Source organism: Streptomyces sp. NPDC003042, from assembly GCF_053591315.1.
The window spans coordinates 1-13,420 of the sequence record NZ_JBSFTP010000120.1; the positions used below are offsets into that span (position 1 = coordinate 1).

At 71.1% G+C, this 13,420-nt stretch carries 12 protein-coding genes; 6 read left to right on the plus strand and 6 right to left on the minus strand.

The window, feature by feature from the left end; all coding sequences use genetic code 11:
- Nucleotides 1–91 precede the first annotated feature (91 nt).
- Nucleotides 92–1,018 (minus strand): DeoR/GlpR family DNA-binding transcription regulator, encoded by a 927-nt coding sequence (locus ACWDYJ_RS34070; protein ID WP_451569492.1) that lies wholly within the window; start codon nucleotides 1,016–1,018, stop codon nucleotides 92–94.
- A gap of 223 nt (nucleotides 1,019–1,241) precedes the next feature.
- Nucleotides 1,242–2,681, minus strand: a complete 1,440-nt coding sequence (locus tag ACWDYJ_RS34075) for an NAD(P)H-quinone dehydrogenase (protein ID WP_451569482.1) — start codon at nucleotides 2,679–2,681, stop codon at nucleotides 1,242–1,244.
- 173 nt (nucleotides 2,682–2,854) lie between these two features.
- Between ACWDYJ_RS34075 and ACWDYJ_RS34080 the strand changes: the two genes are divergently transcribed.
- The 3 genes from ACWDYJ_RS34080 to ACWDYJ_RS34090 all read left to right on the plus strand — a co-directional run bounded on the left by ACWDYJ_RS34080 (nucleotide 2,855) and on the right by ACWDYJ_RS34090 (nucleotide 5,945).
- Entirely contained in the window at nucleotides 2,855–3,292 is a 438-nt protein-coding gene (locus tag ACWDYJ_RS34080; RefSeq protein WP_451569483.1) for a gamma-glutamylcyclotransferase, read from the plus strand.
- Nucleotides 3,293–3,433: 141 nt separating this feature from the next.
- Entirely contained in the window at nucleotides 3,434–4,240 is an 807-nt protein-coding gene (locus tag ACWDYJ_RS34085) for a purine-nucleoside phosphorylase (RefSeq protein WP_451569484.1), read from the plus strand.
- Nucleotides 4,241–4,289: 49 nt separating this feature from the next.
- Nucleotides 4,290–5,945, plus strand: coding sequence for a phospho-sugar mutase (locus ACWDYJ_RS34090; protein ID WP_451569485.1), 1,656 nt, complete (start codon nucleotides 4,290–4,292; stop codon nucleotides 5,943–5,945).
- Nucleotides 5,946–6,060: 115 nt separating this feature from the next.
- Here the strand turns inward: ACWDYJ_RS34090 and ACWDYJ_RS34095 are convergent, their stop codons facing one another.
- Nucleotides 6,061–7,239, minus strand: coding sequence for a methyltransferase domain-containing protein (locus ACWDYJ_RS34095; protein ID WP_451569486.1), 1,179 nt, complete (start codon nucleotides 7,237–7,239; stop codon nucleotides 6,061–6,063).
- A gap of 709 nt (nucleotides 7,240–7,948) precedes the next feature.
- Between ACWDYJ_RS34095 and ACWDYJ_RS34100 the strand changes: the two genes are divergently transcribed.
- A complete protein-coding gene (locus ACWDYJ_RS34100; RefSeq protein ID WP_451569487.1) occupies nucleotides 7,949–8,710 on the plus strand; it encodes an XRE family transcriptional regulator in 762 nt (253 codons plus the stop codon).
- Nucleotides 8,697–9,164: an NUDIX hydrolase gene (locus ACWDYJ_RS34105; RefSeq protein ID WP_451569488.1), complete on the plus strand. Its 468-nt coding sequence runs from the start codon at nucleotides 8,697–8,699 to the stop codon at nucleotides 9,162–9,164. The genes ACWDYJ_RS34100 and ACWDYJ_RS34105 overlap by 14 nt, the downstream gene beginning before the upstream one ends.
- A 237-nt stretch (nucleotides 9,165–9,401) precedes the next feature.
- Here the strand turns inward: ACWDYJ_RS34105 and ACWDYJ_RS34110 are convergent, their stop codons facing one another.
- The 3 genes from ACWDYJ_RS34110 to afsQ1 are packed head-to-tail and all read right to left on the minus strand — an operon-like array spanning nucleotide 9,402 to nucleotide 12,173.
- A complete protein-coding gene (locus tag ACWDYJ_RS34110; RefSeq protein WP_451569489.1) occupies nucleotides 9,402–10,028 on the minus strand; it encodes a hypothetical protein in 627 nt (208 codons plus the stop codon).
- A complete protein-coding gene (locus ACWDYJ_RS34115) occupies nucleotides 10,012–11,499 on the minus strand; it encodes a sensor histidine kinase (RefSeq protein ID WP_451569490.1) in 1,488 nt (495 codons plus the stop codon). The genes ACWDYJ_RS34110 and ACWDYJ_RS34115 overlap by 17 nt, the downstream gene beginning before the upstream one ends.
- Complete coding sequence (gene afsQ1, locus ACWDYJ_RS34120) at nucleotides 11,496–12,173, minus strand: two-component system response regulator AfsQ1 (protein WP_363177783.1); 678 nt, start codon at nucleotides 12,171–12,173, stop codon at nucleotides 11,496–11,498. The genes ACWDYJ_RS34115 and afsQ1 overlap by 4 nt, the downstream gene beginning before the upstream one ends.
- A gap of 174 nt (nucleotides 12,174–12,347) precedes the next feature.
- On the opposite strand from afsQ1, the gene ACWDYJ_RS34125 reads away from it, so the two are divergent.
- Nucleotides 12,348–13,049, plus strand: coding sequence for a SigE family RNA polymerase sigma factor (locus ACWDYJ_RS34125; RefSeq protein WP_451569491.1), 702 nt, complete (start codon nucleotides 12,348–12,350; stop codon nucleotides 13,047–13,049).
- Nucleotides 13,050–13,420: the final 371 nt, after the last annotated feature.

Consider the following 13,420-nt stretch of genomic DNA (forward strand, 5'->3'; position numbering starts at 1 on the left):
CGAATACGCCCAGTATGAGGACGCCCCTCCGCCTTGCGATGCACCGCATCTGACGCCGTGCGCTGATCCACCGGGGATTACGGGACAGCCCTTAGCGGCGGCGCATGTCCGCGACGCGGGCCCGCTCCCCGGCCTGCTGCTCCAGCATCGACGCGGGCGCGCTGCGCAGCTGGGCCGTGGGCCCGCCGCGCCGCTGCACCGGCAGCGGAGCGTCCCGGCGGGGCCTGCGGCCCTGCATGCCGTCCCCGGCCGCACCGCCGCCGGAGGTGACGGCCGTGCCCGCCACGGTGATCTGGACGCCCTGGTCGGCGAGCGCCTGCAGTTCGGTGCCCGCACGCTCGTCGTGCGGTGGCGGCTCGTCCGTCACCAGCCGCGTCATCACGTCCGTCGGCACGGTCTGGAACATGGTGTCGGTGCCGAGCTTCGTGTGGTCGGCGAGCACCACCACCTCCGCCGCCGCCTGGACGAGCGCCCGGTCGACGCTCGCGGACAGCATGTTGGACGTGGACAGTCCGCGCTCGGCGGTGAGCCCGCTCCCCGAGAGGAAGGCCCGGGACACCCTCAGCCCTTGCAGGGACTGCTCGGCGCCACTGCCCACGAGGGCGTAGTTGGACCCGCGCAGGGTTCCGCCTGTCATCACCACCTCCACGCGGTTGGCATGGGCCAGCGCCTGGGCGACGAGCAGCGAGTTGGTGACGACGGTCAGTCCGGGCACCCGTGCGAGCCGGCGGGCCAGCTCCTGGGTCGTGGTACCCGCGCCGACGACGATGGCCTCGCCTTCTTCGACGAGGCCGGCCGCGACATCGGCGATGGCGGTCTTCTCCGCCGTCGCGAGATGGGACTTTTGCGGAAAGCCGGACTCCCGCGTGAATCCGCCCGGCAAGACCGCACCGCCGTGTCGGCGGTCGAGGAGTCCTTCTGCCTCCAGTGCCCGCACGTCCCGCCGTACGGTCACTTCGGAGGTCTGGACGACGCGGGCGAGCTCCCGGAGCGATACCGCTCCGTTGGCCCGCACCATTTCGAGGATCAATTGGCGACGTTCTGCAGCGAACACGAAACTGACAGTAACCCCAACGACCGTCTGCTTTCAGCTCCTTGCGCCGGAATACCGAAGTTGTCCATAAGGCGGGGTGACTAGTGGTATACGCGGTCCGGCTGACACGTGAACGTCCGCCGCACATCCGCACCACGCCCCGACGCCCACCCCAACCTCCCTGGGAGGAGGGGTGGTTGGCGTGGCGTCACGCCTCGCCGGCCGCCTTGCGGGTGTGCAGCTGGCGGGCGACCTCGGCGATCGAACCGGACAGGGAGGGGTACACGGTGAACGCTTTTGCGATCTGCTCGACGGTCAGGTTGTTGTCGACCGCGATCGAGATCGGGTGGATGAGCTCGCTCGCCCGCGGGGAGACGACCACGCCGCCGACCACGATGCCCGTGCCCGGGCGGCAGAGCAGCTTCACGAAGCCGTCCCGGATGCCCTGCATCTTCGCGCGCGGATTGCGCAGCAGCGGCAGCTTCACGACGCGGGCGTCGATCTTGCCGGAGTCCACGTCGGCCTGGGTGTAGCCGACGGTGGCGATCTCCGGGTCGGTGAAGACGTTGGAGGAGACCGTCTTGAGGTTCAGCGGGGTCACCGCGTCGCCGAGGAAGTGGTACATCGCGATGCGGCCCTGCATGGCGGCCACGGAGGCGAGGGCGAAGACACCCGTCACGTCACCGGCGGCGTACACGCCGGGCGAGGAGGTGCGCGAGACCTTGTCGGTCCAGATGTGCCCGGAGTCCTTGAGGCGGACACCGGACTCCTCCAGGTTCATGCCGGAGGTGTTGGGGACGGCGCCGACCGCCATCAGGCAGTGCGTGCCGCTGATGACCCGGCCGTCGGACAGGGTGACCTCGACCCGGTCGCCAATCCGCTTGGCGGACTCGGCACGGGAGCGCCCGATGACGTTCATGCCGCGCCGGCGGAAGACATCCTCCAGGACGGCGGCGGCGTCCGGGTCCTCGCCCGGCAGCACGCGGTCGCGGGAGGACACGAGCGTCACCCGGGAGCCGAGGGCCTGGTAGGCGCCGGCGAACTCGGCGCCGGTCACGCCGGAGCCGACCACGATGAGCTCCTCGGGGAGCTCGTCCAGGTCGTAGACCTGGGTCCAGTTCAGGATCCGCTCCCCGTCGGGCATCGCGTCGGGGATCTCGCGGGGGTGCCCGCCGGTGGCGATCAGTACGGCGTCGGCGGTCAGGATCGTCTCGGTGCCGTCGGCGGCGGTGACGATGACGTCCCGGGTCCCGTCGATGCCCTGCGGTCCGCCGAGCTTGCCCCGGCCGCGCAGCACGCGGGCGCCGGCCCGGGTCACGGAGGCGGTGATGTCGTGGGACTGGGCGAGCGCGAGGCGCTTGACACGCCGGTTCACCTTGCCGAGGTCGACGCCGACGACGCGCGCGGCCTGCTCGATGTGCGGGGTGTCGTCCGCGACGACGATGCCGAGCTCCTCGTAGGAGGAGTCGAAGGTCGTCATCACCTCGGCGGTCGCGATGAGAGTCTTGGAGGGCACGCAGTCGGTCAGGACCGACGCTCCGCCCAGACCGTCGCAGTCGACGACGGTCACCTCCGCGCCGAGCTGGGCCCCCACCAGGGCTGCCTCATACCCGCCGGGTCCGCCGCCGATGATCACGATCCGGGTCACGAAAAGTCCGCCTCACGTCTACCCGGCCGGCTGCCGCCCCGGCCGGTGTTCCGGGGGGTCTCCCCGGGGGATGCATTCCGTGCCCCATTGTCCCGCACCGTCGACCGTGCTTCGCGCCCGGTCCCACCATCCGAGCACGCGGGCCGGGGCGCCCCTCCCGTACCCTCGACCTCATGTCGCTCTACGCCGCGTACGCCGGCAACCTCGACCCGCGGCTGATGACGCGCCGCGCTCCGCATTCGCCGCTGCGCGGCACGGGCTGGATCAACGACTGGCGGCTGACTTTCGGCGGCGAGCAGATGGGGTGGGAGGGCGCTCTCGCCACCATCGTCGAAGCCCCCCGCCAGCAGGTTTTCGTCGCGCTCTACGACATCGCGCCCCTGGACGAGGACTCCATGGACCGGTGGGAGGGCGTCGGCATGGACATCTACCGCCGGATGCGGATCCGCGTCCACACCCTGGACGGCGAGGAAGCCGCCTGGATCTACGTCCTGAACGGCTACGAGGGCGGCCTGCCCTCGGCGCGCTATCTGGGTGAGCTCGCGGACGCCGCCGAATCGGCGGGGGCGCCGCACGACTACGTGATGGAGCTGCGCAAACGCCCCTGCTGAGGCGGCGGGGGCTCCCTGGGGGCCGCAGGCGCCCGTAACGCCCGTCCGTGAACGTTTCGGCGGAAACGACAAGGCAACGATCCGAACACCGTGAGCTGCGCCATCTACGCGCGTAGGGGATGAGCGGTTACGCTCGTCCGCGTGAACGCATCTGTTACCGACCCCTTCGCCGCCGCCGACGCCGCAGCCGCCCGCCTGCGGGAACTCACCGGCGCGGAATCCCACGATGTCGCCCTCGTCATGGGCTCCGGCTGGGCCCCCGCCGCAGAGGCGCTGGGCGCCCCCGAGGCCGAATTCCCGGTCACCGAGCTGCCCGGCTTCCCGCCCCCGGCCGTCGAAGGCCACGGCGGCAAGATCCGCTCGTACAAGATCGGCGACAAGCGCGCGCTGCTCTTCCTCGGCCGGACCCACTTCTACGAGGGCCGCGGCGTCGCCGCCGTCGCGCACGGCGTACGCACCGCCGTCGCCGCGGGCTGCAAGACCGTCGTCCTCACCAACGGCTGCGGCGGTCTGCGCGAGGGCATGAAGCCCGGCCAGCCCGTGCTGATCAGCGACCACCTCAACCTCACGGCCACCTCGCCGATCGTCGGCGCGAACTTCGTGGACCTGACGAACCTGTACTCGCCGCGCCTGCGCGCCATGTGCAAGGACATCGACCCGACCCTCGAAGAGGGTGTCTACGTCCAGTTCCCCGGCCCGCACTACGAGACGCCGGCCGAGATCAACATGATCCGCGTCATGGGCGCCGACCTGGTCGGCATGTCCACCGTGCTGGAGGCCATCGCCGCCCGGGAGGCCGGCGCCGAGGTGCTGGGCATCTCCCTGGTCACCAACCTGGCGGCGGGCCTGTCCGGCGAACCGCTGAACCACGAAGAGGTTCTCCAGGCCGGCCGTGACTCGGCCGCCCGGATGGGCACGCTCCTGACGCAGGTGCTCGCCCGCATCTGATCGACGTACGAGAGCTTACGAGAGTTGAGCGAGAGCTAAGGCGGAAGCAGTGCAGGAACAGGACGACCTGATCACCCGGGCCCAGGCCTGGCTGGCCGAGGACCCCGACCCGGAGACGGCGGAGGAACTCGCCGGGCTCGTCGAGTCGGGCGACACGGCGGAGCTCGCGGACCGTTTCTCCGGCACCCTCCAGTTCGGCACCGCCGGACTGCGCGGCGAGCTGGGCGCGGGCCCGATGCGGATGAACCGTGCCGTGGTCATCCGGGCCGCGGCGGGCCTCGCGGCTTACCTGAAGGCCCAGGGCCACGCCGGCGGCCTGGTCGTCGTCGGCTACGACGCGCGCTACAAGTCGGCGGACTTCGCCCGCGACACGGCCGCCGTGATGACCGGTGCCGGGCTGCGCGCGGCCGTCCTGCCCCGGCCGCTGCCGACGCCGGTCCTCGCGTACGCCATAAGGCACCTGGGCGCCGTCGCCGGCGTCGAGGTGACCGCGAGCCACAACCCTCCCCGGGACAACGGCTACAAGGTCTACCTCGGCGACGGCTCGCAGATCGTCTCCCCCGCGGACGTGGAGATCGCGGCGGAGATCGCCGCGGTCGGGACCCTGTCCTCGGTGCCGCGCCCCGAGTCCGGCTGGCAGGACCTCGGCGACGAGGTCCTGGACGCCTACCTGGCCCGTACGGACGCCGTACTGACCGCCGGGTCGCCGCGGGGCGTGCGGACCGTCTACACGGCCATGCACGGCGTCGGCAAGGACGTCGTCCTGGCCGCCTTCGCCCGGGCCGGCTTCCCGGCGCCGGTGCTCGTCGCCGAACAGGCCGAGCCCGACCCCGCCTTCCCGACGGTGGCCTTCCCCAACCCGGAGGAGCCGGGCGCGATGGACCTGGCCTTCGCGAAGGCCGCCGAGGTCCAGCCGGACATCGTGATCGCCAACGACCCGGACGCCGACCGCTGTGCGGTGGCCGTCCCGGACGATGCGGCGCCCGCCGGCTGGCGGATGCTGCGCGGCGACGAGGTCGGCGCGCTGCTCGCCGCCCACCTGGTGCACAAGGGCGCCCAGGGCACCTTCGCCGAATCAATCGTCTCCTCCAGCCTCCTGGGCCGGATCGCCGAGGCGGCGGGCCTGCCGTACGAGGAGACCCTGACGGGCTTCAAGTGGATCGCCCGCGTCGAGGGCCTGCGCTACGGCTACGAGGAGGCGCTCGGCTACTGCGTCGACCCCGAGGGCGTCCGCGACAAGGACGGCGTCACCGCCGCCCTGCTGGTGGCGGAACTGGCCTCGGAGCTCAAGGAGCAGGGCCGCACCCTGACCGACCTCCTGGACGACCTGGCGATGGCGCACGGCCTGCACGCCACCGACCAGCTCTCGGTCCGCGTCTCGGACCTGTCGGTCATCGCCTCGGCGATGGCGGCGCTGCGCGCGGAGCCCCCGGCCTCGCTGGCGGGCCTGCGGGTCGTCTCGGCGGAGGACCTGGCCCTCGGCTCGGCCGCCCTCCCGCCCACGGACGGCCTGCGCTACCACCTGGACGGCGACTACAAGGCCCGCGTCATCGTCCGCCCGTCGGGCACGGAGCCGAAGCTGAAGTGCTACCTGGAGGTCGTCGTCCCGGTCCCCGAACCCTCGGACCTCCCCCCGGCCCGCACCCGCGCCCAGGAAATCCTGGAAGCGATCAAGAAGGACCTGGCCGCAGCCGCCGGCATTTAGCCCCCACATCACATTGCGTGACGAGCCCCCGGCGCCACCCGGCGCCGGGGGCGCCCCCTCTCCTGGACGCGGCGTGCCGGGTCAAGGAGAAGGAGGTACACGTGGTCAGGTCAGGTCAGGTCAGGTCAGGCACGGCGTTGTCCGGGGTGTCGAGCCAGGGCACGTGAGTACCCGTGGGGGTGATGGTCAGCCCGAAGCGCTCCGGTCCGGGGCGGCCCGCGTTGCGCCACCAGTCGTACGCCGCCTCAGCCGACTCCCACAGGCGCCGGGGGCCGTGTTCCCACACGGTGAAGCGGTCGGAGTTCTTCCCGTCCCAGTCCACCGCTGCCCAGGACGTTGCATCGGTCGTGGCGAGCCACAGGCGTGAGGCCACGCCCTTGACGTCGGGGTTGTCGTGCCAGGTCCGCCAGACGTTGCCGATCTGGAGTCCGACCGCGAACTGTGCCGCCCAGTCGTCCCCGGTGACCGCCCACGGGGACAGCCTCGTGGACGACTCGGCGGGAACGTGCTCGTCGCGCACCACGTCCCGGTAGATCCGCAGGTCCGTGCGCTGACCACGCATCAGCATGAAGGCCGAGTACGGGGAGAAGAAGCCAGAGGCGCCGCCGTAGCCGTCCACGATCAGCCGCACCAGCCCGTAGCAGAACCACGGCGACTCCCACGGCGAAAGGATCACCCCGCCGGGCTTGGTCTGTTCGATCCAGGCAGACGGGATCGACCGTACCGAGCATGTGGCGATCACCCGGTCGTACGGTCCGCCGTCCGTATAGCCGAAGGCCCCGTCACCACAGACCACCTGTGGCTCCAGGCCCACGCTCTTGAGGCGGACCGCCGCGTGCGCGGACAGCGCCAGGTCCACCTCGATCGTGGTCACCCGTTCCGGGCCCAGGCGGTGTGCGAGCAGACCAGCGTTCCACCCCGTTCCGGTGCCGATCTCCAGCACCTTCTGCCCGGCGGTCACGTCCAGCATGTCGAGCATGCGCAAGACGATCGAGGGGGCCGAGGCTGAGCAGGAGGGCCAGCGCTCGTCAGGCTCCGCCGCCTGACCGTCATTGACCTGCGTGACCACAGGCGTGTCCGCATAGGCGTGACGCAGCCAGGTTTCCGGCGCCGTCTCCCGCAAGCACTCCGCCAGGTCATCGCCCAGCCACACCGTTTTGGGCAGGAAGGCGTGCCGGGGCACAGCCCAGAACGCGGCTTCCCACGCGGGGGCCAGCGGGGCCCCGAGACTTTCGTTCACCGAGCCGAGCAGGCCGCGCATGGCGGCCCGCTCGTCTGCTCCGATCAATGTCATACGCGCGGCCTACTTCCCCTTGTGCTTCGGGTCCGACTTCGGCTGCGAAGTATCCGACGACGGCTTGGACGTACCCGGGTCCTTCTTCCCCGAGTGCTTCCCGTCGCCCCCGCCGCCACCCTTACCCGTTCCCCAACCCATGAAAGTCTCCTTCGACTTGTGTTGACCGTTCAGGACCTGCGATGCACCCGCCCCGGCCCGAGGACGCACGAACCGGAGCGAGAGCCGATGAGTGGCCGCACCGGCCGGCGCTTCACATGGAGCTTCACGAGGTCGGCCGCAGCGACCGAGCCGACACTGAGCGCTGCCCCACGCACCTCAGGCACTCGCACAGCGGGTAGCGGCCCGGGTCCGACAAGATGGCCACCGGGTCACCCTCACGCACCTCGGATTCCCGCTCCCAGGTCCGCCCCGAATCCCTCGACACCCGCACGGTCATCAACACGCGCGGTGAACCCTGGCCGAGGCCCCGAATCACAACGACCTCCCGGATGTAACACCGGGCGTCGGCATCTGACTGCGCATAGCGCGTCTTCCTCTCGCTGGGGTTTGGGTCAACTCCCGGCCCTGTGACGCCGTTCGGCTGCGTGGGCCAGGCATGCACCGATGCTCCGTCCCTCGTCAGGGCGTTGCTACCGCGTTTGCGAGACGTTTGGGACGCCTCGCCCTTACCGTTCGTTCCGTCCCCAACGCCCCACGGAGGCGAGCTGTGAATCACGCGCTCCGCCGCGCAATGGCGCATGCCAAGATGACCGAAAAGCAGCTCGCAGAAGCTTGCGGGGTCGACGCGAAGACGATTGGTCGATGGATCACCGAGCCGAACCGCATCCCTCACGCCCGCCACCGATGGGCAGCCTGCGAGGCATTAGGCGAGGAGGAGACAGCCTTGTGGCCCAACGCCATCCGGTCAGCACTCACCACCGGGCCGGACAGAGAGATAGTCCAGGTCTTCCCCTACCGCTCAGCAGCACCAGCCAGCCTGTGGCGGTCCCTGGTGACGAAGGCGCAGCACGAGCTGGTCTTCGCCGGGTACACCAACTACTTCCTGTGGCTGGAGCAGGCGAACTTGGCCAGCGCCCTGCGTCGTAAGGCTCAGGGCGGATGCCGTGTGCGGTTCCTGATCGGCGACCCGAACAGTCCGGTCACCGCGGCACGGGAAGCCGAGGAGGACGTACCGCTGACGCTCTCCACCCGCATCGCCGTGACGCTGAGTGAGCTGGAGAAGCTGCGCGACGTGAGCAGCATCGAAGGCCGGTTCGACACCGGTCACGTCAACCTGTCCGTCTTCCGGTTTGATGACGAGATGATCGTTACCCCGATCCTGGCCCGAAGGGTCGGTCACGATTCGCCAATGATGCATCTGCGACGCAGGCAGGCGGACGGGATGTTCGACCGGTTCGCCGCACACGTCGAGGAGCTGTGGAGCCGAGGACGCGACATCCGGGAGGCCGGCCAAGATGCCCAGGCGTGACTACGAGGACGACCCCGACGCCCCACGGGCGAACAGTCTGGTGCCGGCCGCTTCGGCGGTCGTCGTCGACGACGAGGGGCGGGTGTTGTTGCAGCGCCGTACGGACAACGGGATGTGGGCCCTGCCCGGCGGCAAGATGGAGATCGGGGAGTCCATCGGTGACTGCGTGGTCCGGGAGACCTTCGAAGAGACCGGGATGACGGTTGAGGTCACCGGAATCGTCGGGACGTACACCAACCCCGGCCACGTATTCGCCTACGACGACGGCGAGGTCCGGCAGGAGTTCTCGATCTGCCTTCTCGCCCGCCCCACCGGAGGCACGCTCCGGACGTCGGACGAGTCGTTCGAGGTGGCGTGGTTCGCGCCGGACGCCATTGATCATCTTCCGATGGTGCCCGCCATCCGCAAGCGCATCAACGACTGGCGAGCCGGCCAGGGCCCTGTCGTCCGCTGACGACTGTGCCTGGGCTGCGCCCCAGACCCCGCACAGCGGCACCCGGCCCGCGCCACCGCCCGGCGGGCCGCCGGACGGAGTCCGGCGCAGCGGCGCGAAGCCGGGAAGGCCCGCCGGGGCCGAGCCGTGCGAGCGGCGCGTCAGGAGGAGCCAGCCCGGCGCAGCGGCGCGAAGCCCGGGAGGCCCGCCAGAGCCGAGCAGCGCGTTGAGAGGAGCCGCGCGGCGCCTCGGGAGGGGTCAGGGGAACATCGGTGTCGGGCTGGCCAGGTCGCCCAGCGTTGGGGCCGATTCCGGGCGGGAGCGGACCGCTTCCGTGCATTCCCAGGCGCGCGGGGGGTCCGCGTCGGGGCCGCCGAGGATGACCGGGCCCGGGCCCGCCGAGACCGCGTCGCTGCCGGACAGCGTGCACACGATCTGGGCCAGCGCCACCGGCGGCAGGTCCTCCGGCTTGCGGCTCAGGCGGACCGTGCCCGCCGGGTCGCCCGCGCGCGGCGGGGACGCCGTCAGTCCGGCCGGGACTCCGGTCGTGAAACCGGCGTCCCGTTCCTGCTCGGACGGCGTCCGCTCCAGTTCCTCCAGCAGCGCCTGGGCCACCAGGACCACGGGATCCCGTACGGGCCTCTTCTCGGGCACCGGAACCACCCGCTCCACGCCCACCAGCTGCGATCCGCAGACCAGTTCCACCGTGGCCGGGAAGCCCTGCACTCCGCTCTGTCCGCCCGGCCGCGCCGGCGTGTCGCAGGACACCCGCGACGGCGCCGGGCCCACGTCCACCGGCACGGTCGTCGCCCTGATCCCGCACCCCGGCAGGGTGAGAACGGCCAGCGCCAGCGCCACCGGCAGAGCCCTACGCGTCCACGTCACCGTCGATCACCTTCCCCACGTCCATCGGCAGCCGCAGGGTGAACACGGCCCCGCCGTCCACCCCGTTCGCGGCCGTGATGTCACCGCCGTGGATGTGCGCGTTCTCCCTCGCGATCGACAGACCGAGCCCGCTCCCGTCCGACTTCGGCCGGGACGCGCTCGCCTTGTAGAACCGGTCGAAGACGTGCGGCAGGACGTCCTCGGGGATGCCCGGCCCGTTGTCCTTGACGGTCACCACCAGCCACTCCCCCTCGACCGCCACCGACACCCGCACCGGCGAGCCGCCGTGCTTGAGCGCGTTGCCGATCAGGTTGGCGAGGATCACGTCGAGCCGGCGCGGGTCGAGGCGTGCCACGATCCCCCGCCCGGCGTCGAGTTCGACGGCGTCCAGCCAGGCCCGCGCGTCGATGCACGCGGTGACCTGGTCGGCGACGTTCACGTCGTCCAGCACCAGCCGCGCCGTCCCCGCGTCGAAGCGGGTGACCTCCATCAGGTTCTCCACCAGGTCGTTCAGCCGCCGGGTCTCGCTCACCACGAGCGCCACCGCCGGTGCGATCATCGGGTCGAGGTCGTCGACCTCTTCCTCCAGCACCTCGGCCACGGCCGTCAACGCCGTGAGCGGGGTGCGCAGTTCGTGCGACATGTCCGCGACGAAACGGCGGCTCGACTCCTCGCGCGCGCTCATGTCGGCGACCTTCTTCTCCAGCGCCTCCGCCGTCTTGTTGAAGGTGTGCGCGAGGTCCGCGAGTTCGTCCGTCCCCGACACTTCCAGCCGGTGGTCCAGCTCCCCCTCGCCGAGCCGGCGCGCCGCGTCCCCGAGCCGCTGTACGGGTTTCAGCACGGTCCGGGCGGCCGCCTGCGCGAGCAGGGCGGAGCCGAGCAGCGCCAGCCCGGTGGCGATGGTCAGCGACCAGGCCAGCGCGTTGAGGTCGTCACGTTCCGTCGCGAGCGACTTGTACATGTAGCCGGTCGGCCCGCCGCCGACGATCCGCGTGCCGCCGACCAGGTAGGGATGGCCCTGGGGCTTCGTCCGCTGCCAGTACATGTGGTACTCGGCGTCGTTGGCGGCCGTCGTCTTCTGCCGGTCGTTCACGGCGTGCTGGAGCGACCCCGGTACGTCGTCCAGCCCGAAGGAGTCGGGGCCCGCCGAGCCGAAGACCTTGCGGCCGTCCTTGCGCTCGTGCACCAACAGCACGCTGTAGCCGGGGCTGCTGCCCGCCATCAGCTCGGCGGTGCGCTGCATCTCCTCGGGCGTGGGGTCGGCGGGCAGCGCCGCGGCCCGGTTCTGCATCTCCTGGCGGAAGTCGCCGAGGGCCGCGTCCTGGGTCCGGGTGAGCACCGCCTCGCGGTTGAGCCAGTACGCGATTCCGGACGCGGAGACGGCGGCCGTCAGCGCGACCAGGGCGAACACCACCAGGAGCCGCAGCCGCAGGCTGGTCCAGCGCCGGCCCGCGAACAGGGCTTTGATCACTGTGGGGAGTCCAGCCGGTAGCCGACACCCCGGACGGTGCGGATCAGGGTCGGCGAGGACGGCACTTCCTCGACCTTGGCGCGCAGCCGCTGCACGCAGGCGTCGACCAGTCGGGAGTCACCGAGGTAGTCGTGCTCCCAGACGAGGCGCAGCAGCTGCTGACGTGACAGCGCCTGGCCGGGCCGGCGGCTGAGCTCCAGGAGCAGCCGCAGCTCGGTCGGGGTCAGCTGGAGGTCCTCGCCGTTCTTCGTCACGGTCATCGCGGCCCGGTCGATGACGAGGGACCCGAAGACCGCGGAGTCGCTCGCCTCTCGTTCGCCGCGGCGCAGCACGGCCCGGATCCGGGCGTCGAGCACCCGGCCCTGGACGGGCTTGACCACGTAGTCGTCGGCTCCCGACTCCAGACCCACGACGACATCGATGTCGTCGTTGCGCGCGGTGAGCAGGATGATCGGCAGCTGGTCGGTGCGGCGGATGCGCCGGCACACCTCGAAACCGTCGATCCCGGGCAGCATCACGTCCAGCACGATCAGGTCCGGCCGCTGCTCGCGCAGCAGTTTGAGGCCGTCCTCGCCCGTCGCCGCGGTGGCCACACGGTGGCCCTGGCGAGACAGCGAGAGTTCGAGGGCCGTGCGGATGGCGTCGTCGTCCTCGATCAGCAACAGGAAAGGCACGCGCTCATTCTGTCCCATAGGCCGTTGGGAGTTCGACCGACGGGCGCCACGGATCCGGCCACGATGGCTGTGACAGGCCTGTGACAGTCGAAGGACACCCCGGTTATGTCCGGCGGGCAGTCTTTTGTCAACGAAGCAACGGACCGAAGCAGACTCCACGACGGGGGGCGCGAGATGAACACGCTGCACAGCACCACGACCAGCGCGGTTGTCACGCGGCTGCACGATGTGAACCGCCGGGCGGGTGTCCGTAGTGCCGCGGTCGCCCGTCCGCGGCCGGCGCACATGGTGGCCATCGACGCGAACACGTACCAGTCCACCGTTCCCGCGCAGCCGTCGTCGCCCTCTTCTTCTTCCGAGGCCGAGTTCACGGCGTACGTGCAGGAGCGCCGGGCCGCCCTCTACGCGACGGCCTTCCACCTCACCGGTGACCGCCACGAGGCCGAGGACCTGCTGCAGAGCGCGCTGTTCTCCACGTACCGCGCCTGGGACCGGATCAGCGACAAGGCGGCCGTCGGCGGCTACCTGCGGCGCACGATGACGAACCTGCACATCAGCGCGTGGCGGCGGCGCAAGCTGAACGAGTACCCGACCGAGGAACTGCCGGAGACCGCCTCCGACACGGACGCGATGCGCGGTACGGAACTGCGCGCGGTGCTGTGGCAGGCGCTGGCCCGGATCCCGGAGGCGCAGCGCACGATGCTGGTGCTCCGGTACTACGAGGGCCGTACGGACCCGGAGATCGCGGAGATCCTGGGCATCAGCGTCGGCACGGTGAAGTCGAGCATCTGGCGGTCGCTGCGGCGGCTGCGGGACGACGAGGTGCTGAGCTTCGGCCGTGACGAGGCGGAGTCGTTCGGGGAGCTCGTCGCCTAGACCATGGGGCCGGGGGGCCGTCCTACGGGGGTGGGACGGTGGCCGCTGGGGGGGAAGAAGGCGGGATCAAGCGGCCGGGGGTCCGCGTGATCCCGCCTTCGCCTTTTCCCACGCGCCGCTCGCGCGGCTCGGCGCCGGGGGCGCCACCCCTTCTTGACGCGCCGCTCGCACGGCTCGGCCGCGAGCGGCCTCTCCGCCACGCTGGGAGCAGCTCATGTCGCAGCGCGCCGCTGCGCCGGGCCCATTTTTGGACGCGCCGCTCGCGCCGCTCGCACCGCTCGGGCGGGTCCAGTACTGGTTCGCCTGCTTCTTCGCCATCGGCTGGACGGGTGTCGTCTGCGGGGGCCTCTTCTACCAGTTCGGGCTGTGGG